This window comes from Pseudomonas frederiksbergensis (genome assembly GCF_003732275.1).
GTDB lineage: Bacteria > Pseudomonadota > Gammaproteobacteria > Pseudomonadales > Pseudomonadaceae > Aquipseudomonas > Aquipseudomonas frederiksbergensis_H.
In genome coordinates this window covers 21029-42934 of the sequence record NZ_MOBM01000002.1, presented here as the reverse complement: position 1 = coordinate 42934, position 21906 = coordinate 21029, and the positions used below count along the sequence as shown (strand labels likewise).

General features: G+C 57.8%; 22 protein-coding genes. 8 read left to right on the top strand and 14 right to left on the bottom strand.

What is annotated here, in order from left to right; genetic code table 11:
* Nucleotides 1–33: 33 nt before the first annotated feature.
* The 9 genes from BK662_RS00515 to BK662_RS00470 all read right to left on the bottom strand — a co-directional run bounded on the left by BK662_RS00515 (nt 34) and on the right by BK662_RS00470 (nt 6482).
* Nucleotides 34–762 (bottom strand): amino acid ABC transporter ATP-binding protein, encoded by a 729-nt coding sequence (locus tag BK662_RS00515; protein WP_123356100.1) that lies wholly within the window; start codon nt 760–762, stop codon nt 34–36.
* Nucleotides 763–831: 69 nt separating this feature from the next.
* The gene (locus BK662_RS00510) at nt 832–1806 is read right to left on the bottom strand and encodes an amino acid ABC transporter permease (RefSeq protein ID WP_123355835.1); all 975 of its coding nucleotides are present in this window, start codon (nt 1804–1806) and stop codon (nt 832–834) included.
* 131 nt (nt 1807–1937) lie between these two features.
* A complete protein-coding gene (locus BK662_RS00505) occupies nt 1938–3188 on the bottom strand; it encodes a 2-aminoadipate transaminase (RefSeq protein ID WP_123355833.1) in 1251 nt (416 codons plus the stop codon).
* 255 nt (nt 3189–3443) lie between these two features.
* Nucleotides 3444–3782 carry a HopJ type III effector protein gene (locus BK662_RS00495; RefSeq protein WP_123355831.1) on the bottom strand — a complete coding sequence of 113 codons (339 nt, stop codon included), beginning with the start codon at nt 3780–3782 and terminating at the stop codon, nt 3444–3446.
* Complete coding sequence (locus BK662_RS00490; RefSeq protein ID WP_123355829.1) at nt 3775–4071, bottom strand: DUF1244 domain-containing protein; 297 nt, start codon at nt 4069–4071, stop codon at nt 3775–3777. Before BK662_RS00490 ends, BK662_RS00495 begins: the two co-directional genes overlap by 8 nt.
* A 68-nt stretch (nt 4072–4139) precedes the next feature.
* Nucleotides 4140–4511 carry a dihydroneopterin triphosphate 2'-epimerase gene (gene folX, locus BK662_RS00485; RefSeq protein ID WP_105340102.1) on the bottom strand — a complete coding sequence of 124 codons (372 nt, stop codon included), beginning with the start codon at nt 4509–4511 and terminating at the stop codon, nt 4140–4142.
* A 2-nt stretch (nt 4512–4513) separates the two neighbouring features.
* Complete coding sequence (gene folE, locus BK662_RS00480; protein ID WP_123355827.1) at nt 4514–5089, bottom strand: GTP cyclohydrolase I FolE; 576 nt, start codon at nt 5087–5089, stop codon at nt 4514–4516.
* Between the two features lie 22 nt (nt 5090–5111).
* Entirely contained in the window at nt 5112–5822 is a 711-nt protein-coding gene (folM, locus tag BK662_RS00475) for a dihydromonapterin reductase (protein ID WP_123355825.1), read from the bottom strand.
* Between the two features lie 90 nt (nt 5823–5912).
* On the bottom strand, nt 5913–6482 hold the full coding sequence (locus BK662_RS00470) for an antibiotic biosynthesis monooxygenase (RefSeq protein ID WP_123355823.1): 570 nt from the start codon (nt 6480–6482) through the stop codon (nt 5913–5915).
* A gap of 210 nt (nt 6483–6692) precedes the next feature.
* On the opposite strand from BK662_RS00470, the gene BK662_RS00465 reads away from it, so the two are divergent.
* Entirely contained in the window at nt 6693–7652 is a 960-nt protein-coding gene (locus tag BK662_RS00465) for a MerR family transcriptional regulator (protein WP_259695863.1), read from the top strand.
* Between the two features lie 3 nt (nt 7653–7655).
* On the opposite strand, the gene BK662_RS00460 is transcribed toward BK662_RS00465, so the two are convergent.
* A complete protein-coding gene (locus tag BK662_RS00460; protein WP_038978999.1) occupies nt 7656–8261 on the bottom strand; it encodes a hypothetical protein in 606 nt (201 codons plus the stop codon).
* A 54-nt stretch (nt 8262–8315) separates the two neighbouring features.
* Nucleotides 8316–8792 carry a PAS domain-containing protein gene (locus BK662_RS00455; protein ID WP_123355819.1) on the bottom strand — a complete coding sequence of 159 codons (477 nt, stop codon included), beginning with the start codon at nt 8790–8792 and terminating at the stop codon, nt 8316–8318.
* A gap of 103 nt (nt 8793–8895) precedes the next feature.
* On the opposite strand from BK662_RS00455, the gene BK662_RS00450 reads away from it, so the two are divergent.
* The 4 genes from BK662_RS00450 (at nt 8896) to BK662_RS00435 (ending at nt 12244) form a co-directional block, all read left to right on the top strand.
* Nucleotides 8896–9351: a flavodoxin gene (locus BK662_RS00450; RefSeq protein WP_123355817.1), complete on the top strand. Its 456-nt coding sequence runs from the start codon at nt 8896–8898 to the stop codon at nt 9349–9351.
* 185 nt (nt 9352–9536) lie between these two features.
* Nucleotides 9537–10319, top strand: a complete 783-nt coding sequence (locus tag BK662_RS00445; protein WP_123355814.1) for a class II aldolase/adducin family protein — start codon at nt 9537–9539, stop codon at nt 10317–10319.
* Nucleotides 10320–11222: an alpha/beta fold hydrolase gene (locus BK662_RS00440; RefSeq protein WP_123355813.1), complete on the top strand. Its 903-nt coding sequence runs from the start codon at nt 10320–10322 to the stop codon at nt 11220–11222.
* 110 nt (nt 11223–11332) lie between these two features.
* On the top strand, nt 11333–12244 hold the full coding sequence (locus tag BK662_RS00435; protein WP_123355811.1) for an SDR family oxidoreductase: 912 nt from the start codon (nt 11333–11335) through the stop codon (nt 12242–12244).
* Nucleotides 12245–12292: 48 nt separating this feature from the next.
* Here the strand turns inward: BK662_RS00435 and BK662_RS35080 are convergent, their stop codons facing one another.
* From BK662_RS35080 to BK662_RS00420, 3 genes are all read right to left on the bottom strand, one after another.
* The gene (locus BK662_RS35080; RefSeq protein WP_259695862.1) at nt 12293–12919 is read right to left on the bottom strand and encodes a hypothetical protein; all 627 of its coding nucleotides are present in this window, start codon (nt 12917–12919) and stop codon (nt 12293–12295) included.
* 92 nt (nt 12920–13011) lie between these two features.
* On the bottom strand, nt 13012–13269 hold the full coding sequence (locus tag BK662_RS00425; protein WP_123355809.1) for a bacteriocin immunity protein: 258 nt from the start codon (nt 13267–13269) through the stop codon (nt 13012–13014).
* Nucleotides 13256–15274, bottom strand: a complete 2019-nt coding sequence (locus BK662_RS00420; RefSeq protein ID WP_259695861.1) for a pyocin-S2/colicin E7-DNase domain-containing protein — start codon at nt 15272–15274, stop codon at nt 13256–13258. The genes BK662_RS00425 and BK662_RS00420 overlap by 14 nt, the downstream gene beginning before the upstream one ends.
* 687 nt (nt 15275–15961) lie before the next feature.
* Between BK662_RS00420 and BK662_RS00415 the strand changes: the two genes are divergently transcribed.
* The 3 genes from BK662_RS00415 (at nt 15962) to BK662_RS00405 (ending at nt 21839) form a co-directional block, all read left to right on the top strand.
* Nucleotides 15962–17755: a DUF1302 domain-containing protein gene (locus tag BK662_RS00415; protein ID WP_123355807.1), complete on the top strand. Its 1794-nt coding sequence runs from the start codon at nt 15962–15964 to the stop codon at nt 17753–17755.
* A gap of 23 nt (nt 17756–17778) precedes the next feature.
* Nucleotides 17779–19146 carry a DUF1329 domain-containing protein gene (locus BK662_RS00410; RefSeq protein WP_123355805.1) on the top strand — a complete coding sequence of 456 codons (1368 nt, stop codon included), beginning with the start codon at nt 17779–17781 and terminating at the stop codon, nt 19144–19146.
* A gap of 140 nt (nt 19147–19286) precedes the next feature.
* Entirely contained in the window at nt 19287–21839 is a 2553-nt protein-coding gene (locus BK662_RS00405) for a LuxR C-terminal-related transcriptional regulator (RefSeq protein WP_123355803.1), read from the top strand.
* The last annotated feature ends 67 nt before the right edge of the window (nt 21840–21906 follow it).

Below are 21906 nucleotides of genomic sequence, written 5' to 3'. Positions count from 1 at the left end.
CTCGTTATTGTTATGCGGGGGTAAAAGCAGTTCTCAGTGACCGATGATTTGCGACAGGAATTGCTGCGCGCGTTCGGTCTGTGGGTTGTTGAAAAATTCGGCAGGGGTGGCTTGCTCGATGACCTGGCCCTGGTCCATGAACAGCACGCGGTCGGCCACCTTGCTGGCAAAACCCATTTCGTGGGTCACGCAAATCATGGTCATGCCGTCGGTGGCCAACTCGCCCATCACGTCCAGCACTTCGTGGACCATTTCCGGGTCCAGGGCCGAGGTCGGCTCGTCGAACAGCATGACTTTGGGGTTCATGCACAGCGCTCGTGCAATCGCCACTCGCTGCTGCTGGCCGCCGGACAATTGGGACGGGTACTTGTGCGCATGCTCGGCAATTCGCACTCGCTCCAGATAAACCTGTGCGCGCTTTTTCGCCTCGGCGGACGACACGCCTTGCACCAGTTGCGGGGCCAGGGTCAGGTTGTCCATCACGCTCAAATGCGGGAACAGGTTGAAACTCTGGAACACCATGCCGATCTCCCGGCGCACGGCGCTGACACTGTCTGCCTCGCTGGTGAGGGTGATGCCGTTGACTTGGATGTGGCCTTTCTGGAAGTTCTCCAGGTGGTTGATGCAACGAATCATCGTCGACTTGCCCGAGCCCGACGGCCCGCACACCACCAGAATTTCACCCGTGGCGACGTTCAGATCGACATCGCGCAAAGCGTGAAAATTGCCATACCACTTGTTCAGGCCGGTGATGGAAATCATTGAGGGGCTGGTCTTCACAGCAGGTGCCAGGTCGAGTTGCTCAGCGGTATTGGTTCGAGTCATCACGCATCAACCCCTTGCAATGGATCGGTTGACCCGTTTTTCGATTCGCGCCTGCACCCGTTCGAGGATGAACGACAGGGCCCAGTAGATCATCGCTGCGGTGATCAGCATTTCCAGGTGACGGAAATCCGCGCGACCCTGGGTCTTGGCCAGGTACATCAGTTCCCAGACGCCGATCACCGACACCAGCGAACTGTCCTTGAGCATGGCGATGAACTGGTTGCCGGTGGGCGGAATAATCACCCGCAAGGCTTGCGGCATGATCACCCGGCTCAGGGTTTTGAACGGGTTGATGCCCAGCGCCCGTGAAGCTTCCCACTGGCCTACCGGAATACTCTGGATGCCCGCACGGAAAATCTCTGTCATGTAGGCGCCGTAGCACAACGACAACGCCAGGATGCCGGCCGGTACCGCGTCGACCACATAGCCCAGCTGCGGCAGTCCAAGGTAAATCAGGTAGATCTGGATCAGCAGCGGAACACCGCGGAAGAACGAGGTGTAGAACGAGGCGATGGCATTGGCCAGGCCGTTGTTCGACAGCTTGGCCACGGCACCGATCAACGCCAGCACGAAGGCAATCACAATCGCGATGGCGGAGATGTACAGCGTGGTGGCGGCGCCCTGGATGATCAGGAAACCGATCTTGTCGAGGATGAAGCTGTAGGAAAGGTCGAAGGTGTCGAAGAATGCCAGGAACAGGATCAGCAATTCGATCCAGACCACGGTGGTCTGCACCTTGAACTTCAAGCGCCCAAGGACGTGGAAGTTCAGCGTACCCAGTGCGGCAATCGCCAAGCCAATGGCGATGTTACGAGCGGTCAGGCCGTCCGGGGTATTGCCCAACAGCGGATGCAGGAAATGACTGAGGGCGCTGTTACCCAGGTTCATCAGGTAGGAGCCGAGGAACAGCACCACGGCTACGCCAAGCAGGAATTGAGGATCATTGGACTTTTTCTTATAAATTATATTGTCGTGATACATGACTGCCTCAGGCTTGTAGGTGGTAGTGATCTCGCTTGCTAAAAGGGGTATTTGGTCAGTATTACGGCGCAAAATCGGGGACTACAAGCGAACATAATTCGCTACGTCAGTCCCGGATCGTAATTTGCTGTTCAGGAAAGCGTTGCCAGGCACGCCTCAAGGATATCCAGCCCTTCCTCCAGCACGGCGGCCTCAGTGGTCAATGGCGCCAGCAGCCGAATGATGTGTCGCGACTTGCCGCTGGGCATCAGCAGCAAGCCCGAGTCGCGCGCGAGAGCCAGCAGCTGTGTCAGTTGCGCCGAGGCCGGTGTGCCGTCGGCATTGATCAGCTCGATGCCGCGCATTGCTCCGACGCCAGTCAAGCGGCCCAGATACGGTGACCGTTCGCGGGCTCGCCAGGATTCGTAGCGGCTGACAATCGCTTCTTCCTGTTGCGCACCCCAGGCGTGCAAATGCGCGTCAGTCATTTCGTCCAAAGTCGCCAACGCGGCGGCGCAGGCGATGGGGTTGCCCGAGTAGGTGCCACCCAATCCGCCCTTGGGCAAGTTATCGAGTAGCGACTTGCGCCCGACAACCGCACCCAGCGGCACGCCGCCGGCAATGCTTTTGCCCAGCAGGATCAGGTCCGGTTCAATGCCCAGTCGCGAGAACGCAAACCGCTGGCCGGTACGGCCGAAGCCGGACTGGATTTCATCGGCGATCAGCAGGATGCCTTTGTCATCACAGAAACGTCGCAGCGTCTGGGCGAACTCCACATCCATCGCCAGGAAACCCGCTTCGCCCTGCACTGGTTCGACGATAAAACAGGCCACGTCATCAACATCGATCTCGACGTTGAACAGTCGCTCCATGGCCTTCAGGGCCTCGGCGCAGGTCACGTCATTGTCTTTGCTGGGGAAGGGCAGGTGAAACACCGGCCCCGGCAACACACCGACTTTCTGTTTGTAGGGCGCGACTTTGCCGTTGAGGTTGAGGGTGGTGAGTGTGCGACCGTGGAAGGCGCCGTCGAAGGCGATGACTGCCGTGCGACCGGTGGCGCCACGGACGATCTTCAGGGCGTTTTCCGCCGCTTCCGCACCGCTGTTGGTGAGCATGCCACTGACCGGATAATCCACCGGAATAAACGCCGTCAGGCGATCCATCAGTTCGATGTAGGGCACATGCGGGGCGGCGTTGAACGCGTAGTGGGTCAGGCGGGTGGCCTGTTCGCGAATGGCCTCGACGATGCGCGGATGGCAATGGCCGAGGTTCAGCACGCCGATACCACCGACAAAATCGATGTAGCGTTTGCCGTCGGTGTCCCAGACCTCGGCGTTTTTACCGTGGCTGAGCGTGACGGGATGAACGATGTTGATTGACCGACTGATGTTTTCGCTGCTCATGGATACCGGACTCAGAAGAAGGGATGCTTCTTTTTATCTAAGCCGCGAGCAGAGGTGCCCGGCAAACGAAATAAAGTTGCCGGGTCAATATTAAAAGTCGGGATGTGCCCTGATACCGATCGATGGCGACGCATAATCTGTGGCGAGGGAGCTTGCTCCCGTTGGACTGCGCAGCGGTCCCCTTCTTTATTAAGATAAGCAGGGTCGCTTCGCGACCCAACGGGAGCAAGCTCCCTCGCCACAGGCGGGCTTCAGTCAGCGGCGAGTCAGCGGCTGCTGAGAGAACTTCACACCGGCCAAACCATGGGCAATCAGCGCGCGGATATTGCCGTGGTCGCTGCCTTCAGGCGTGGCGACCACCGAACGGAAATGCTCACCAAACGCCAACAGCGCTTCTTCATCGCTCAGACCTTCCAGCAATGCCAGACCCAGGGTCTTGCACGAACCTTCGTTCTGCCCGGCGGCATTTTCCACGCCACCGTTATTGAACGCCTGGGGCTGATAGTCGTAACCGGCGGCAATGAACGCCAAGGTATCGGCGAAAGCGTGTTTGCCGCTCTTGAGGCTGGCGCGCAGGGTGTTCAGATCACTCATTGGGTTTTCCTTTGGCGAACGCCGCTTGCTGGTCGGCGCTGGCTTCTTTCTGGTATTGGGCTTTCCACTCGGCGTACGGCATGCCGTAAACCACTTCGCGGGCTTCGTCGAGGCTGACGTCGATCTGGCGTTCGTCGGCAGCGGCCTTGTACCACTTGGACAGGCAGTTGCGGCAGAAACCCGAGAGGTTCATCAGGTCGATGTTCTGCACGTCCTTGCGGCTGTCCAGGTGGGTAACCAGCCGGCGAAAGGCGGCGGCTTCAAGTTCCAGGCGTTGTTGATCGTTCATGATGGGCTCTGTGCAATCAAATCGTGGCGCGGATGATAAAAGCCTGGCGACCGATGCGCCAGACGCGGTCAGCGGCTCGCGGCCAGGGTAATCGATACCGACTCGGCGAAGCGCAAGGCATGGGGCTTGTCGACTTCGACTTCGGCGTACAGCACCGACTCGTTGGCCATGACCAGGTCCAGCAATTCCTGGGTCAGGCGTTCGAGCAGGGCAAAGCGATTGCCCTCCACGTGGGCGATGATTGCCTTGGTGATGGTGCGGTAATTCAACGCGTGATCGATATCGTTGTCACGCACTGCATCCTGGGCGGCGTACAGAATGGTCAGGTTGATCAGCACATCCTGCTTGTTGAGGATTTCGTCCTCGTTGATCCCGATGAAAGTTCGCAAACACAGGTCCTTGACCCGGATGCGTGCCATTCCTGGTTGAAGTTGTGGCATTGCTACTTGCTCCGTCCAATCAATTGCAGGAACTCCTGGCGGGTATTACTCGACTCGCGGAAGGCGCCGAGCATCACCGAGGTGTTCATGGTCGAATTCTGTTTCTCGACGCCGCGCATCATCATGCACATGTGCTGGGCTTCAATGACCACTGCGACACCGGCGGCGTCGGTCACTTGCTGCACGGCGTCGGCGATTTGCCGGGTGAGGTTTTCCTGGATTTGCAGTCGGCGGGCGAACATATCCACAAGCCGCGCAATCTTCGACAGGCCCAGCACCTTGCCCGTTGGAATATAAGCCACATGAGCCTTGCCGATGAAGGGCAGCATGTGATGTTCACAGAGCGAGTACAGCTCGATGTTGTCGACGATGATCATTTCATCGTTGTCTGAGGCAAACAGCGCGCCGTTGACGATCTCTTCGACACTTTGTTCGTAACCATGACACAGGTATTGCATCGCCTTGGCGGCGCGGGCCGGGGTGTCTTGCAGTCCTTCGCGGTCGGGGTTTTCACCGAGGCCGATCAGGATCTCGCGATAGCTCTGGGACAGCGTGTTCTGAGGCAGGAATAACGTCATGGGACATCCTCGCGGGAGCGGCTTATTTGACGTGCCGTCCGCCATTGACGGTCAGGGTCGTGCCGGTGACATAAGGGTTGTCGAGCAAATAGCGCAGGCTCTGGTAGATCACTTCGCTGCCGGGCTCGATGCCCAGTGCCGATTTGGCCAGAACCCTGGCCCGGTACGCCGCGTCATCGTCGGGGTTGAACAGTAGCAGGGCTGGGGCGATACCGTTGACCTTGATGCCGGGCGCGTATTTCGCGGCAAAGGACAGGGTCAGGCTGTCGAGCCCGGCTTTGCTGGCGCAGTAGCCGATGTGCTTGCTGCTGCCCCTGCGGGTCACATCATCGCTGATGTGTACGATGTCGGCAGGACTTGAACGCCGTAGCAAGTCAGCACAGTGCAGGTTGATCAGGTAAGGCGCCAGCATATGCACGCTGAACATTCGGGTGAAGGCTGCGGCTTCGGTGCCCGGGGTTTCGGCCAGCCATTCAGAAGCGTTATGGACAATCGCCCGCAAACTGTCGGTGTGGTTTTTCAGTTCGCCGATGAACGCGAGTATTCCGGCCTCGCTGGAAAAGTCCGCAAACACCGCGGTCGCCCCCAGATCGCGCAGGGTTTGCACACCAGGGCGTTCGCTGCGGTAGCTGAAAATGACCGGATGGCCGTCTTCGAGCAAACGCTGCGCACAGTGCAGGCCGACACGCTGGCCGGCACTGGTGATGAGGATTGGGGCTGCGGAAGAGGTCATGAACGGCTCACGTCGCGGTAAGAGCAAAACTATACCAGCGACGAGAGTTGTTCACCTACGTCCTGCGATGGCCTCGCTCCTACATGGGGGTTATTGATTTTGGGTGGTGGGTGCTGCGGGTAACGGACGCGCAGATGGGGTTTGCAGCCACCCGGCCAGCAGATGCGTCGACAGTGGAATGAAGAAATACACCATCAATGGCGTCAGGCACAGGGTGCTGACAAACACGCGGGTCAGCAAACCCGTTTCAGCCAGCAGCGGCCCCAATACAAAGTTGAACAACAGGGACACTGGAAAGAACGCCAGCCAGATAGCCACGGCCTGTTTCCAGCGTGGCGGACGTTGACCGACCGCACCGAACCAGCCATCGATGCCACTGACCCGATGTTCCGAAGGGTTGGCAAACAGATCACTGCCGCGTCCCAGCCAGGCAGTGCGCGACGCGGAATGCTCCCAGGCATGCATGGTCTGCTCATCGGCGAAGCGGAAGATAATCTGGAATTCGTCATCGTCGGGCGGTGGCGCGAGCACACCAGAGCCGAGGTAACCGGGGAAGTCGGTGGCCAGTTGTTCGCCTTCGCGCAACCAGGCCATCAGGTCCTGATAACGCCCATCGGCAACGCGGCGCGCAACCATCAGCGTGACGGGTGAGGTAGACATTATGTATCTCCATAGGGCAAACGCGTCGCTCCGGATAAGAGCTTCGCCAGACACAGCGCCGGGGGTGGTGGGCTGCGTCTCGGGACAAGCAAGGATTATTCCTGATTATTTATGGGACGTAAGTACCAATTAGTTCAACAACGTGTTGAGTACTAATGGGGCAGGAGAGTTAGAATATGTCCAAATTTATACATGGACGTAGATCTTAAAATGCCCGTGCTGACCGACCTTGCACCTGGCTTGCCCCCCATCACCTCCCTGATTCGAGAAGAACTGTTTCCGATTCGTGAGGTAGCGCGCCTGACGGGGGTTAACCCGGTCACACTACGCGCATGGGAGCGGCGGTACGGTCTGATACAGCCGACGCGCACCGAAAGCGGGCATCGTTTGTATTCGATGACCGATATCGAGCGCGTTCGCAGCATCCTTGGCTGGATAGAACGCGGTGTCGCGGTCAGCAAGGTCGGCAAGATACTGGCCAAGACCGAACCGCTCAAGGTGCTGGCGCAGGTCATTCCCAACGAACTCGTTCAGGCTGACTACAGCCAATGGCAGCAGCAGATCAAGGCTGCGGTGAGGGCTTTTGACGAAGTTCAACTGGAGCACGCCTATGGTCAGATTTTTTCCAGTTACCCGCTGACGGTGGTGTTTCAGGACATTCTGATTCCGATCTGGAAGCGACTGCTACAACGCCATGAAGCGTTCGGTCAGACCAGCGAGTGGCTTTTCCTGGATGGTTTTCTGCGAGCTCGAGTGTTGCAACGCTTGCTGCTGGTGCGTGTCATGCAGCCGCGACAAGTGATTGTCTGCGCCTTGGCCGATCAATGTCGTGAACTCGATGTGCTGGTCACGGCGCTGTATCTGAGCAGCGTCGATTCGGCTATTCAGTTGTTGGCGATCGGTCAGCCCTTCGACGAGTTGATCCTGGTCTGTGAGAAGATCAAGCCCCAGGCACTGGTGCTGGTTTCCAATCAAGCGCCGGCCGGCGAACTGCCTCGACGTTTGAAACGCTTGGCCATGGGGCTGGATTGTCAGGTGTTGCTGGCCGGGGATGCATCGGACCTGGCACAGGAGAGCCTGGCCGGATCTTCGATCGGTTGCCTGGGAAACGCGGGAGTGTTAATGCGCCAGCGTCTGAAGCAGTTCCTGGCGGGAAACCTCGATACCTGAGATTCAGATATGCAGGGCAGGATGAGTCAGACGATGCTGCTGAAGGATGTACTGACGCAGACGTTCGGTTTCGTCCGTGTCGCTCTGGCTCAACTCGTAGGCGTAGAAACCCTGCTCGGTTTCACGCTCGAAGGTGCCGCGCAACGCAATCCGCTCATAACCTGACGGGCTGAACCACAACGCGAAGTGCTTTGGCGCCTTGGTCTTGTTGCGAACCTCCAGCAAGACCCCTTTGAACGATATTTCATGCACCCACATCGTGCCGGGTTGCCCCTTGGCATTTTCCAGCGCCACCGGCTCTTCGAGCGCCAGGCGCCATGGCCGAATCATCGGCCCGTCTTCATAGATGCTGGGGACGCCGAGGCGTAGGTGCATGGCGTGAAACTCATCTTCCACCAAGTGCAGCGGGAAGGTCATTTGCTGATTTTCGAAATTGGCCTGGATGGTGACTTGTTCATGAGCAGCCAGGCGGGTGAGCAAATCACGAATCTGCGAACCACCGTTGACGAGCAGGCTCGACGTCGCATCTCGCACATTGAGTTGCGGGTTGTGTTGCATGTTCTGGATAAAATCCAGCTCATCCTGCGTCAGGAGTGCGTCGCGCTGCATGATTTGCTCGAAAGAAATAATTACAAAGTCATCGGTGATTGTAGTAAATGACCACTAATTCGCAGATTGGTTTGAGCCGTTCGTCGTTTTGAGTGCAACAATTTCTGCCTGTGCCTCGGCCAATTGCGCTTCCAGCTGCGCGACTCGCTGCTGCGCCTTGACCTGAGCCGTGACGTCTTTCTGCACTCCGACGAAATAGGTCTGTCCGTCATGCGGGTTTTTTACCGTGGAAAGCGAGAGTTCGTTCCAGAACGGCGTGCCGTCCTTGCGGTAATTTCTGAGGATTTCCCGGCAGGAGCCGCCGCTGTCCAACGCCTGCCGAATCAAGGTGAGGGCTGCTTGATCCCGGTCTCCTGCCTGCAAAAAACGGCAATCCTGGTAGAGGATTTCTTCGCTGGTATAACCCGTCAGGCGCTCGAATGCCGGGTTTACGTAAATCAGGATGTTGTCCTGCTCGCCTTCCTTTTCGGCAATCACGATGCCGTCGTTGGAGGCGTCGATCACCATTTGCAGCAGTGAGGCATTGATCATCGCAGAGTCCTTTGCGTATGGATTGATACGCTGCATTCTAAAAGATCAATGAGGGCCCTGCTGTTAATATCTCGACCCTTTACTCAGCTCCAGGATCAGATTGATGAAAGTCGCCATCCTTTCCGGCTCGGTGTACGGCACGGCTGAAGAAGTCGCCCGCCACGCTGCAAGCATTTTGAACGCTGCCGGTTTTGAAACCTGGCACAACCCGCGCGCGACACTCGCCGATGTTCAGGCGTTTGGCCCCGAAGCATTTCTGGCGGTGACCTCGACCACCGGCATGGGCGAGTTGCCGGACAATCTGCAACCGTTGTATTTCGCCATCCGCGATCAGTTGCCCGCCGCCTGGCGTGGTTTGCCGGGCGCGGTGATCGGTTTGGGCGACGCCAGTTATGGCGATACGTTCTGCGGCGGCGGTGAGCAAATGCGTGAATTGTTCGGCGAACTGGGCGTACGTGAAGTCCTGCCGATGCTGCGCCTGGACGCCAGCGAAACCGTGACGCCGGAAACCGACGCCGAGCCTTGGCTGGCGGAACTGGTCAGCGTTTTGCGGAGTTGACCGGCCGCTCGCGCCTTTATTGGTGGCAGTGCTTTGACATGGATCCAGACTCACCCGCGCACTGACTCGCTCGGCCATCAAGCTGGCTGCCAATGCAACTACACGAAGTCCGGGGGCTGACTAGACTGCTGTAACGCAGCAAAAAACAATAAAAACCCAGAAAAATAAAAAAGAGAATCCTTGCCGTGAGCGTAGCCCCCGTCCAATCGCCACACAGCATCAAAGACAAAGTCAGTGCCGCCGAATGGCAGGCACGCGTCGATCTGGCTGCCTGTTATCGTCTGGTCGCCCTGCATGGCTGGGACGATCTGATTTTCACGCATATTTCCGCCAAGGTGCCGGGCACTGAAGACTTCCTGATCAACCCCTTCGGGCTGATGTTCCATGAAATGACTGCGTCGAGCCTGGTCAAGGTCGATCAGGCCGGCAACAAGTTGATGGACAGCCCTTACGAGATCAACCCGGCGGGTTACACCATCCACAGCGCCGTGCATGAAGTCCGTCATGACGTCGTGTGTGTATTGCACACCCACACCGCGGCGGGGGTGGCGGTATCAGCTCAGAAGCACGGCATCTTGCCGATCAGTCAGCAGTCCTTGTTCGTCCTTTCCAGCCTGGCTTATCACGCCTACGAAGGCGTTGCGCTGAACCATGAAGAAAAGGCGCGACTGCAAGCCGACCTCGGAGAAAACAATTTCCTGATGCTGCACAACCACGGTCTGCTGACCTGTGGCGGCACCATCGCCGATACATTCCTGATGATGTTTACCTTTCAGCGTGCCTGCGAGATTCAGGTGCTGGCACAGAACGGTGGTGCGGAGCTGATCGCCATCGAACCGCAGATTCTGGCGGGCGCCAAGGCGATGATTGCCGGTGTCACCAAAAGTGCTCAAGGGATGGGCGGCGCGCTGGCCTGGCCGGCGCTGCTGCGCAAACTCGATAAACAAGACCCGGGTTATAAACTCTAAATGGCACTCGCCGAGATCCCCCTGTGTGTCTGGCGCAAACGCGGTCAGACGTTCGTATTTCGCGGTCAGACCATCCGCTATTGGGCAGCGGGGCAGGGCGAGCCGCTGTTGCTGATTCATGGCTTCCCGACCGCCAGCTGGGACTGGCATTACCTGTGGCAGCCGCTGGCGCAGCGCTATCGGGTGATTGCCTGTGACATGCTCGGCTTCGGCGATTCGGCCAAACCGGTGAACCACGACTACAGCCTGCTGGAACAGGCCGATCTGCAACAGGCCTTACTGGCGCATCTGAACGTTGATCAACCCGTTCACGTGTTGGCACACGATTATGGCGACAGCGTGGCCCAGGAGCTATTGGCCCGGCACTATGAAGCGCGCGCTGATATCGCCAGTTGCGTGTTTCTCAATGGTGGGCTGTTTCCCGAAACCCATCGCCCGGTGTTGATGCAAAAACTCCTGCTCAGCCCCTTGGGCTGGATGATCGGGCGAGCCTTTACCCGTGATGCGCTGGTGAAGAGTTTCCAGCAGGTGTTCGGTCCGCAGACCCGACCCACCGAAAGTGAACTGGATGATTTCTGGAGCCTGGTCGACAGTAATCACGGGCAACGGATCATGCACAAATTGATCAGTTATATCCCGCAGCGCCGTGTCCAGCGTGAACGTTGGGTCAGCGCCATGCAGCGTGGCGAGGTGCCGTTACGGGTCATCGATGGCGAGGTCGATCCGGTTTCCGGCGCGCACATGGTGGCGCGCTATCGGCAACTGATTCCCGACTCGGACACGGTCCTGCTACCTGAGATCGGCCATTACCCGCAGATCGAAGCGCCGGCGCAGGTGCTCAATTACTATCTGGAGTTTCGCGACCGGTTGGTTTCACCGGCGCGCAAGGTGGCCTGTTCCTGATTATCCCGCTGCCTTATCGCGCACCATTCAGCCGCCCCCGTGTTCATTGTGACCGGCAGCCCCGTGGCTGACACTCGCACTCATTGTCCCTTGGCCTGCTGGAGTTCCCCATGAATGAGTCTGTGCGCTTCGAAGATAAAGTGGTGATCGTCACCGGTGCGGGCGGTGGCTTGGGGCGGGCGCACGCGCTGCTGTTCGCAAAACAGGGTGCCAAAGTGCTGGTCAATGATCTCGGCGGCTCGGCTCAAGGTGAAGGCGCCAATGCTTCGGCGGCCGATCGCATGGTCGCAGAAATTCGTGAAGCGGGCGGTACTGCCGAGGCGAACCATGACTCTGTCACCGACGGTGACAAAATCGTCCAGAATGCCCTCGACACATTCGGCCGTGTCGATGTTGTGGTGAACAACGCCGGCATCCTGCGGGACAAGACCTTTCACAAAATGGACGACAGCGACTGGGACCTGGTTTACCGCGTCCACGTCGAAGGCGCCTACAAGGTCACCCGCGCCGCCTGGCCACACATGCGCGAGCAAAACTATGGTCGTGTGATTTTCACCGCGTCGACCTCGGGCATTTACGGCAACTTCGGCCAGTCCAATTACGGCATGGCCAAACTCGGTCTTTATGGCCTGACCCGCACACTGGCCATCGAAGGTCGCAAGCACAACATCCTGGTCAACGCCATCGCCCCCACCGGCGGCACCCGCATGACCGAGGGCCTGATCCCGCCGCAAGTGTTCGAACAACTCAAACCGGAACTGGTCAGCCCGCTGGTGGTGTACCTGGCCAGCGAGCATTGTCAGGAAACGTCCGGGTTGTTCGAAGTGGGTGGCGGCTGGATGGGCAAGGTGCGCTGGGAACGCAGCCTGGGCGCCGGGTTTGATCCGCGGGTGGGGTTTTCGCCGGAAGATGTGGCGGCGCATTGGCAGCAGATTTGTGATTTCGAGGGGGCAGCGCATCCGAAGGACAATATTGAAGCGTTGAAGGAAATGATGGAGAACTTGCAGAGGTATTCGATTTAAGGGCACTGACGCCCCAAGCCACTGGGTGCGGCTTGGGGGCGTCATTCTTTACTCGACGTAACGTTTTTCTATGACGAACTGTGGTGCTTTCCAATTGGGGCCTTTGATCGCGACCGCACCGACACCTTCGGCTAGAACACATTCCTCGAAAAGTCGCTCATAGGTTCTCACCAGCTCACCACTGGCAATCACATCGAATCGATATCGTCCAAACATTCGGTCGATCGAAGGAAATGCCAGACTGATTGCAAACACCAGAAGCAGGTCTCTTATGCATTCGGTCTTCACAATCTGTTCGAGAGCAGTCACCGAAATTTTCGTTGCAGTGGCGCAATCAAAAGCCCAAAGCTCTTGTCGTTTAGCAGCTTCTATCGCTTCTTCCGTATAACGCAGCGTTTCGTCGTCGCTGAGTTTGAAGTCTTCCAACGCGGCAGTATGGGCATTGTTCCAGATGGATGGATTACTCCTCGGAATGAAGTCGTCATGGATACCCATGGCTCGAAATCTTTCAAGTACTCGTAGGCTATGAGCATAAAACCTCCGGTCTATATCGGTCATCTCCAGTGCGCCTTGCAGAATTTTTTCCATACGCTGAATCATGATGTTATCGGCGTCGGAGAAAATGGCTCGATGAAGCTGCGACTTTACAGGTTTGGTTTTTTCGTTGTCGGTCATTGCGATACTCAGTTTTTGAGTCAGTTTGCATTGGGTTAACAGTAAAAACGTAAATGCCAAGCCGCTGAGTTATAGCAGGCTTGGCAAAAGCTTTATTCAGCTTTGAAGCCAGGTTTTCCATTGGCGGCTCGCCAGTCTTTCACTTTCTTGATGATGATCTCAGGTGTTGCGTCTTCGTCAGAGTCTGAGTAGTAAATAAGGTCGGAACCTAGCGGGTGCTCTGTTAGTTTTTTAAAAAGAAGTATTGCATCTATATGTTCTTTTTCAGTTGAATAGTCCGCACTACAGATTTTTGTTGTTAACTCAATAAACTCTGCTTCTGTATAGTCTGAAATATTAGTTGAGTTCATGTGGCTGGCCTTTTTTGTGTATTTCCGAGTGTCTTCTAGGGGTGACAATTCTAATGTTGTCAATGTCATATATGGCACCGCCTTCGGAAACAGGTTCTATATGGTGTAGTTCAAATTTTATGTTGCTGCCAAGGTGATCTTCTTCACGCGAAGATGGTGCGTGCCCTTTTTTCATTGCCTTTATATTGTTAGGCCTAAACTGTTTGGCCAAGTCAACATCATCTGTGATAGCTCTCCATAGGCTTTCCCGAAACAATCTGAAATTCGAAAACTCCTTCCCTCTGAGCTTATCCGCAATCTGCTTCGGGATGGCTGCACCGTCACTCTGTGAGGCAACTCCCAGCCATACACCGGAAACCGCCTCCCCATAACCACTGACCACCCCCGGCTCATTCCGCCGATCCCTGAACATCGTGTAAACAGGCGGCATACCCGACTCAGCCGGAAACACCGTGATGAAGCCCCCAAAACTGTAGAGATCCAGCTCCGGGAACGTATCGATCCTTCCTTCGAGAGCGGTCACGGTAGTGCCGTCGTAAACGACGACGTTCTGCTCGCTCGCCGGGAGGGAGGTTGACGCGTTGTTCGGCTTGACTATCGGCGACCAGGTCATGCCGATGGACGGGGCATCCGGGTTATAGGACGTGTAGGCGTTCAGTGTCGTGTCGAGCGTGGCGAGCCGCACCGGCACTTTGGAAGGCACTGTCGTTCCGTGGGTGGCCGCAACAAAGAACTCGGTGGTATTGCCCACAGTCCTTGAGCCCATCACGACCGGCAGTTCGATGTCTCCATTGGCCTCGGCAATGGCGTGCAAGTCAGGGAGGCTATCGGACACGAGATCCGAGAGCGGGACGCTCAAGGCGTGGAGATCGTCAGGCTCGGATGTCGAGAGTGTGAGGCTCCAGTTGTGGCGGTTGTCGGGCACCAGATCCGAAATCAAAGGGATGCTCATTTCGCGCCGATCACTGTTACCTAGTGGCGAGGGGAACAGCAGCGCGGCGAACCCGACCATCACCGCGCTTGCCGACGCGGTACCCGCCGCAATCACTGCGGCTACTGCGCTTTGCAGCGCCCCCCTGATTGCCTGGGTAGTGGCTGGATGAGTGGCGAGACGACCCATTGCCAAGGTGAACACCGGGCCAGCTGCCACAGCCGATCCCGATACGGGAAAAGGTCGATTGGCTCTGGCTGCGTCCATGGCGGCGATAAATGCATACAGTTCTTTAAGCTGGGCATCCGCTTCTGCACGCTCTTTTGCAGCAATCTCCTCTCGTTCTTTCGCCTCTTTGGCTTTGCGTGCGGCTTCGGCGGCCAAGCGCTGTGCTTCTTTCTGTGCCTCTTGCGCTTTGCGTGCCTGTTCCTCGGCTACGCGTTTGGCTTCAGCCAAGGCTCTTGCCTGAGCCGCTGCCGCCGCTTTTGCGTTGGCCTGGGCAATGGCGTTGTTTTGTGTGGCTAAGCGGGCGTCCAACAGCTTTATCTGCTCAGCCAGGAACTTCGCCTCGTAAGCTGCGGCGTAAGCGATATTCCATTTTTCTACTGCTCTGTAATAACCCCTTTGCCCTCCATGACGACCCGGGGGGACATCGAAACCCTTGTAGTCAGGGTTTTCACCTTTGTGGGTCAGTGGGTCATGGCCATAATAAAGATTGGCTATTCCTATGTGTTCTTGATGATCTGTCCTGGTTTTGAAAAGTTGTAGCTTAAGCGTCCGTAATTCAATCTCGAGAGCGTCGGTTCCAAGGGGTACCACTGTAGCAACGGCCGCTCTTGTTTTTGCAAGTTCGGAATCGGTTATATGAATGATGTTCTTGATGTTTTCGTTGAAGAGCTCCTCGGTATAAGCATTGTTATCAATCAGCCAATCAGTGGCGGAATCCATTAAGTCATATGCACGATCGGAGTGGTCGGGGTTTGACACGCCCCCGGCGCCAAATCCAAAACCAGAAGACGACGAAGGCGTACGAGGTCTACCTCTATTAACAAGGATGTTTTTTTCTTGCGGCATATCGAATTCCTTTCGATTCCAATACTGGAATAGCCATGCCGGCATCCAATGATGACGGCCGTTCATGGTCCTGTGTATCAGCGCCATCCAGGGCGCCGAGAAAGACTATAAATTCCAACGTAAAAGCCGGGCAGGTGAGCGTTTCCGACAGTGATGTAGGAAACAAGAAGTTTTATCTCGGAAATAAACCCACATAAAAAAGGCCGCTGCAAACGCAGCGGCCAAAGTAAGACGTTTGATCAAGGAGCAATAAATCAACGTCAGTGAACACGGGGCGATGAGTCGAAAAATACGCTTCAAATCATCTGGATTCTGTCGCCAACGGAGTGGTTTATCCTCCCCGTCGCTTCGTGCTTTCAGGCCGTTTGCCGTGAAAGCCCGGCAAGAATAAGGGCTTGAGCGCAAAGGAAAAATAGCGATTCCGGACATGCACTGTTGCAGTCTGAGCAACAGTCTCTGGCTGACCCTGTAGCAGCCTTCGGCAGCTGCTGCACACCCCGGCTTCATCCATGTCCCATGCGCTGCACTGATAACCCTCCATCCAGCCCGTCCATACCCCGCGCAAACCCCCGCCCCATGCGGGCATTCATCCTTTGGAGGTACAGCGCGAATACCTCCTTGGTGCGCTTATCGCTCTCGGCGTGCGGCAGTAGGGTGGGGCCTTCTGTCACTCACCGGGGAAGACGCATGACAAAAACAACAATGCGCGCCATCTTCAAACCGCAAGCGCTGGCCGTTGCGGTGGCCTTGGGCTGCTGTGCTCAGGCGCAGGCTGTTTCATTCAACATCGGCGAAATCGAGGGGCAGTTCGATTCCTCGTTGTCGGTCGGCGCGAGCTGGGGCATGCGCGATGCCGACAAGTCACTGGTGGGTACCGTCAACGGCGGTACCGGCCAGTCTTCGACCGGTGATGACGGGCGCCTGAACTTCAAGAAAGGCGAGACCTTCTCCAAGATCTTCAAAGGCATCCACGACCTCGAATTGAAGTACGGCGATACGGGTGTGTTCGTCCGTGGCAAGTACTGGTATGACTTCGAGCTGAAGGACGAAGACCGCGAGTTCAAGCAGATCAGTGACAACGGTCGCAAAGAGGGCGCCAAGTCGTCAGGTGCGCAGATTCTCGATGCGTTCGTCTATCACAACTATTCCATTGCCGATCTGCCAGGCACCGTGCGCGCCGGCAAGCAGGTGGTCAGCTGGGGTGAAAGCACCTTCATCGGCAACTCGATCAACAGCATCAACCCGGTCGACGTTTCCGCCTTCCGTCGTCCTGGCGCCGAAATCAAGGAAGGCCTGATTCCGGTGAACATGCTGTTCGCTTCCCAAGGCTTGACCGATCAACTTACGGTGGAAGGCTTTTACCAACTGGAGTGGGACCAGACCGTTCTCGACAACTGCGGTACCTTCTTTGGCGTCGACGTGGCGGCGGACGGCTGCAACAACGGTTACACCGTCGGCAGCCCGGCGATTGCGCCGCTGGCGCCGCTCGCGGCAGCCTTTGGCCAACCTATCCAGGTCAGCCGTGAGGGCGTGATCGTGCCCCGTGGTGGCGACCGCGATGCCCGGGACTCGGGACAGTGGGGCACAGCCTTGCGCTGGCTCGGTGACGACACCGAATACGGCCTCTACTTCATGAACTACCACAGTCGCACCCCGACCGTCGGCACCACCACCGCCGGGCTGTCGACACTGGCCAGCCTGCCCGGCATGGTCAGCATTGCCAACCGTCTGGCCCCGGGTAGCGGTTCGGGCCTGGCCCAAAGCGTGATGCTCGGGCGCGGCCAGTATTACCTCGAATACCCGGAAGACATTCGTCTGTACGGTGCGAGCTTCTCCACCACCTTGCCCACCGGCACTGCCTGGACCGGCGAAATCAGCTACCGGCCCAACGCTCCGGTGCAGGTCAACACCAACGACCTGACCCTGGCGTTGCTTAACCCGATCGCCGGCGGCGCCGCATCGCCCGTCGCGACCCGGCCAGGTGCCGACAACACGGGTTATCGCCGCAAGGAAGTGACCCAGGTCCAAAGCACCCTGACGCACTTCTTCGACCAAGTGCTGGGTGCCCAACGGCTGACCCTGGTCGGTGAAGCAGCGGTGGTTCGGGTCGGTGGCCTGGAGTCGCGGAGCAAGCTGCGTTATGGCCGTGATTCGGTCTACGGCCAGTACGGTTTCGGTGGCGATACCGACGGCTTCGTCACCTCGACCTCCTGGGGTTACCGCGCCCGGGCGATCCTCGATTACGCCAACGTGATCGGCGGGATCAACCTTAAACCCAACCTGTCCTGGTCCCATGACGTCGCCGGCTACGGTCCCAACGGACTGTTCAACGAAGGCGCCAAGGCGGTCAGCGTCGGTGTCGATGCCGATTATCGCAACACCTATACCGCGAGCCTCAGTTACACCGACTTCTTCGGCGGTGATTACAACGTCCTGGAAGACCGTGACTTCCTGGCGCTGAGCTTCGGCGTGAACTTCTGATCTGGCTGAGAAGGATGATGTTAATGCGCAAGATGATTCTGCAATGCGGCGCCCTGGCCCTGAGCCTGCTGGCCGCCAACGTGATGGCGGCGGTCTCGCCGGAAGAAGCCGGCAAGCTCGGCACCACACTTACGCCGCTGGGTGCCGAGAAGGCCGGCAACGCCGATGGCTCGATCCCGGCCTGGACCGGTGGCATCCCGAAAAACGCCGGCGCAGTCGATAGCAAAGGCTTTCTGGCTGACCCGTTCGCCAGCGAAAAACCGTTGTTCACCATCACCGCCGCGACTGTTGATAAGTACAAGGACAAGCTTTCGGATGGCCAGGTGGCGATGTTCAAACGCTACCCGGAAACCTACAAGATCCCGGTCTACGCGACCCATCGCACCGTGGCCCTGCCGCCGGAAATCTACGAGTCGGCCAAACGCAGCGCGCTGAATGTGAACAGCATCAACGACGGCAACGGCCTGGCCAATTTCACCGGCAATCGCTACTACGCGTTCCCGATTCCGAAGAACGGCGTCGAGGTGCTGTGGAACCACATCACCCGTTATCACGGCGGCAACCTGCGACGCATCATCACCCAGGTGACCCCACAGACCAACGGCAGCTACACGCCAATCCGCTTCGAGGAAGAGATCGCCGTACCGCAATTGATGAAGGACCTGGATCCGGAAAAAGCCGCCAACGTACTGACCTTCTTCAAACAATCGGTGACCGCGCCGGCGCGCTTGGCAGGCAACGTATTGTTGGTGCATGAAACCCTTGACCAGGTGAAAGAGCCGCGTCTGGCGTGGATCTACAACGCCGGTCAACGTCGAGTGCGACGCGCACCGCAAGTGGCCTACGACGGGCCGGGCACCGCCGCTGACGGCCTGCGTACGTCGGATAACTTCGACATGTTCTCCGGTGCGCCGGATCGCTACGATTGGAAACTGATCGGCAAAAAGGAAATGTACATTCCCTACAACAGCTACAAACTCGACTCGCCGAGCCTCAAGTACGATGACGTGGTGAAAGCCGGGCACATCAATCAGGACCTGACCCGTTACGAGTTGCACCGGGTCTGGGAAGTGGTCGGCACGGTCAAGCCGAGCGAGCGGCACATCTACGCCAAGCGCCACATGTACCTCGACGAAGACAGCTGGCAAGTGGCGCTGGCGGATCACTACGACGGTCGCGGCCAACTGTGGCGAGTGGCCGAAGGTCACGCCCAGTATTACTACGATCACCAGACTCCGGCCTACACCCTGGAGGCGCTCTACGACATCATTGCCGGCCGATACATTGCCCTGGGAATGAAGAACGAAGAGAAGCACAGCTTCGAATTCGGCTTCGACGCCAAGTCTGCTGACTACACCCCATCGGCCCTGCGCGCCGAGGGCGTTCGGTAAGGGTTTTGATACATTGATGACGTGCGAGGCGACCTGCGGGTCGCCTTTTTTATGGGCGCCAATCAGCGTCCTGAATACTTCTCAACAAGCGGGTTGGAGAGGGCTAGGGTGGCCGGACAATTATAAAAAGGCACGCCGCAATGACCGCCATGACTCCGTGTCTGGACCGTTCTGGATTCCTGCCCCGCCTGTCTTCTCATCACCTGTCGCGGGCCCGTTTGAGTGAGCCGTTACTGGCCTCAACGGCACGGGTGAAATTGCTCTGCGCACCCGCCGGCAGTGGCAAGAGCGCGCTGCTCGCCGAATGCCTGCTGCAGGCGCCAACCCAGTGCCGGGTGCATTGGTTGCCATTGTCTGGCGTGGCGTCGAGCGCGGCGGATTTTCGTTATCGTCTGGCAGAGACGCTGGGGTTGGCCTCATCGGATGAAACCGGGTTGCTGGGCTGTCTGGCGCGATTGCAGACGCCGACCTGGCTGTTTCTCGATGACTATTGCCGCCTGCCAAACCCGGAGCTGGACTCGCTGCTGGATCGCATGCTGGCGATCAGCAGCCCGATGCTGACCTGGTGGCTGGGTGCCCGCCGCCGGCCGCCCTGCAATTGGCCAAGGTTGCTGCTTGATGATGAGTTGTACGAGTGCGAAAGCACTTCGCTGACGTTCACTTCAGGTGAGGTCGAGCAGATATTGCAGCCCTGGGTACCCGAGCAGGCCAGCAAGGTGGCCAGCCGGATCATCCAGCGCACCGGCGGCTGGTGTGCCGGTGTGCGGATTGCGTTGCTGCAGAAGTGCGACTGGTCGCGTCAGGACAAACCCCTGGGACGGGCGGGCACCTTGCTCGATTATCTGGAGCATGAGTTGTTCAGCTCGCTGACACCTGAGTTGAGCGAGGCCTGGCGCGTACTGGCCCACTTGCCCCGCTTCAACGCCCGACTGTGCGACCACCTGTTCGGGGCCGGGGAGGGCGCTCAGTACTTGCGGACCTTACAAGCGCTGGGCTGTTTTATCGAACCCTGGCGGGACTCTACCGACTGGCTACAGATTTTCACCCCGTTCACCCAGTTGTTGCGCGATGAGCAATGGCCGGCGGGACGCTCCTGGCATCGGCGTGCCTGCCAGTGGTTCTGCGCCGAACAGGACTGGAAGTCGGCCTTTGAACAGGCATTGCTCGCCGAGGAATACGAAGTAGCGGTCAGCCTGTTGCAGCACTTCAGTTTCGAGCATTTGTTCGAGGAACAGACGGTGGTGCTGTTGTTGCGTTTGCATGAGCAGCAAGGTGAAGAACTGACGCTGGGCAGCCCGCAGTTGGTCGGATTGGTGACAGCTGCTCTATTGTTCGCCGGACGTTTTGAACAAGCGACTCTCTGCATCGCTCATTTAGCGAATTTCACGCCTCAACCCTCGGCGGTGCTTCAGCGTCAATTGATTGCGCGCTGGCAATCCCTGCAGGGCTGGTTACTGCATTTGCAAGGGCGAATGGAAACTTCGCGCGCACACTTTCTTGAAGCGTTGAACGCGCTCGATCCCCAGTGTTGGACGGCTCGCCTGATGTGTTTGTCCGGTCTGACGCAACAAGCCTTGCTAAGGGGCGAACTCGACGTGGCGCAAGTCCATAACCGCGAAGCGTTGTGCCTGGCGCGGGCGCAAGGTTCGCTGGTGTTCGAGGGCTTGATGGAACTTGATCATGCGCAATTGCTGGAGCAACGAGGTGCGGCGATGCGGGCCGAAAGTCTGCTTTGCGACGTCGATGAATTGCTGCGCCAGCGTTCGGATCGACCTGCACCCTTGCTGGGGCGAATTGCGTTGCGTCGTGGGCGGTTGGCCCTGTGCCTGGGTGCAGACGAGCGCGCTGGCGAATTCTTTCAGACGGGCCTGGACGATTGCTTGCGCAATCACGACAAGCGCGTGTTGTATGGGTTTTTGGGGCAGGCCCAATTGGCTGCAAACAAGTGCGATTACGCCCAGGCGTTTGTCCGGTTGCGCGACGCTGAGCGGCTGATGCAACAACGGCACATACCAGACACCGTTTACCGCGGCGTTCTGCTGCAAGTCAGCAGCCAGCTCTGGTTGCAACAAGGCCGCCCGGAGCTGGCACACGAGGCCCTGACGCGCGTGCTGCGCCACTATTGCGGGTCGAATGCTCGCCAGGCGCCGCCAGCGACCCTGGAGTTGATTGCGCGGGTCGAATATCAGTTGGTGCTGGCAGAGACCTATCTGCAACAGGCGAAAAATCCGCTGGATCAGCTCAAGGCCTTGCTCGATCACGCGCAACGCCATGCCATGCTGGCTTTGGAAGCGGAGCTGCACCTGGCGATCAGCGAAGTGGCGGACCTCATCGGCGAAGCCATGCTGGCCAGGTCGGCGCTGAAGGCAGGTCTGGAACTGGTGAGCCGCTGCAACTTGCAACAGGCATTGCGCGAATTGCGCCTGCGCCAGCCGAGCCTGCTGTGCCGATTGGTTGAAGATGAACAATTGAATCCCGTCGCGATGGATGCCAACCCGCTCAGCGGGCGAGAGCTTGAAGTGCTGGGTTTGATCGCCCAAGGCAACTCGAATCAGCAGATTGCCGAGCAATTGTTTATTTCATTGCATACGGTGAAGACTCATGCGCGACGAATACATAGCAAATTGGGCGCAGAGCGTCGGACGCAAGCCGTTGCCACGGCGAAGAAGTTAGGGCTGATATCGAAAACTTGATTGCCGGGCGGAAGATAAAAGTAGTGGATGTTGATGTAATGAATTCAAACACACCGTCGCGTGCATT

Bases quoted from the DNA above. Each gene is read 5' to 3' on its own strand.
- BK662_RS00465 (WP_259695863.1), top strand. From the start codon at position 6,693: ATGCCCGTGCTGACCGACCTTGCACCTGGCTTGCCCCCCATCACCTCC.
- BK662_RS00495 (WP_123355831.1), bottom strand. From the start codon at position 3,782: ATGAGTGATCTGAACACCCTGCGCGCCAGCCTCAAGAGCGGCAAACAC.
- BK662_RS00515 (WP_123356100.1), bottom strand. From the start codon at position 762: ATGATTTCCATCACCGGCCTGAACAAGTGGTATGGCAATTTTCACGCT.
- BK662_RS00405 (WP_123355803.1), top strand. From the start codon at position 19,287: ATGACCGCCATGACTCCGTGTCTGGACCGTTCTGGATTCCTGCCCCGC.
- BK662_RS35080 (WP_259695862.1), bottom strand. From the start codon at position 12,919: ATGACCGACAACGAAAAAACCAAACCTGTAAAGTCGCAGCTTCATCGA.
- folX (WP_105340102.1), bottom strand. From the start codon at position 4,511: ATGCCACAACTTCAACCAGGAATGGCACGCATCCGGGTCAAGGACCTG.
- BK662_RS00470 (WP_123355823.1), bottom strand. From the start codon at position 6,482: ATGTCTACCTCACCCGTCACGCTGATGGTTGCGCGCCGCGTTGCCGAT.
- BK662_RS00425 (WP_123355809.1), bottom strand. From the start codon at position 13,269: ATGAACTCAACTAATATTTCAGACTATACAGAAGCAGAGTTTATTGAG.
- BK662_RS00420 (WP_259695861.1), bottom strand. From the start codon at position 15,274: ATGCCGCAAGAAAAAAACATCCTTGTTAATAGAGGTAGACCTCGTACG.
- BK662_RS00415 (WP_123355807.1), top strand. From the start codon at position 15,962: ATGACAAAAACAACAATGCGCGCCATCTTCAAACCGCAAGCGCTGGCC.
- folE (WP_123355827.1), bottom strand. From the start codon at position 5,089: ATGACGTTATTCCTGCCTCAGAACACGCTGTCCCAGAGCTATCGCGAG.
- BK662_RS00440 (WP_123355813.1), top strand. From the start codon at position 10,320: ATGGCACTCGCCGAGATCCCCCTGTGTGTCTGGCGCAAACGCGGTCAG.
- BK662_RS00450 (WP_123355817.1), top strand. From the start codon at position 8,896: ATGAAAGTCGCCATCCTTTCCGGCTCGGTGTACGGCACGGCTGAAGAA.
- BK662_RS00510 (WP_123355835.1), bottom strand. From the start codon at position 1,806: ATGTATCACGACAATATAATTTATAAGAAAAAGTCCAATGATCCTCAA.
- BK662_RS00460 (WP_038978999.1), bottom strand. From the start codon at position 8,261: ATGCAGCGCGACGCACTCCTGACGCAGGATGAGCTGGATTTTATCCAG.
- BK662_RS00490 (WP_123355829.1), bottom strand. From the start codon at position 4,071: ATGAACGATCAACAACGCCTGGAACTTGAAGCCGCCGCCTTTCGCCGG.
- BK662_RS00505 (WP_123355833.1), bottom strand. From the start codon at position 3,188: ATGAGCAGCGAAAACATCAGTCGGTCAATCAACATCGTTCATCCCGTC.
- BK662_RS00410 (WP_123355805.1), top strand. From the start codon at position 17,779: ATGCGCAAGATGATTCTGCAATGCGGCGCCCTGGCCCTGAGCCTGCTG.
- BK662_RS00435 (WP_123355811.1), top strand. From the start codon at position 11,333: ATGAATGAGTCTGTGCGCTTCGAAGATAAAGTGGTGATCGTCACCGGT.
- folM (WP_123355825.1), bottom strand. From the start codon at position 5,822: ATGACCTCTTCCGCAGCCCCAATCCTCATCACCAGTGCCGGCCAGCGT.
- BK662_RS00455 (WP_123355819.1), bottom strand. From the start codon at position 8,792: ATGATCAATGCCTCACTGCTGCAAATGGTGATCGACGCCTCCAACGAC.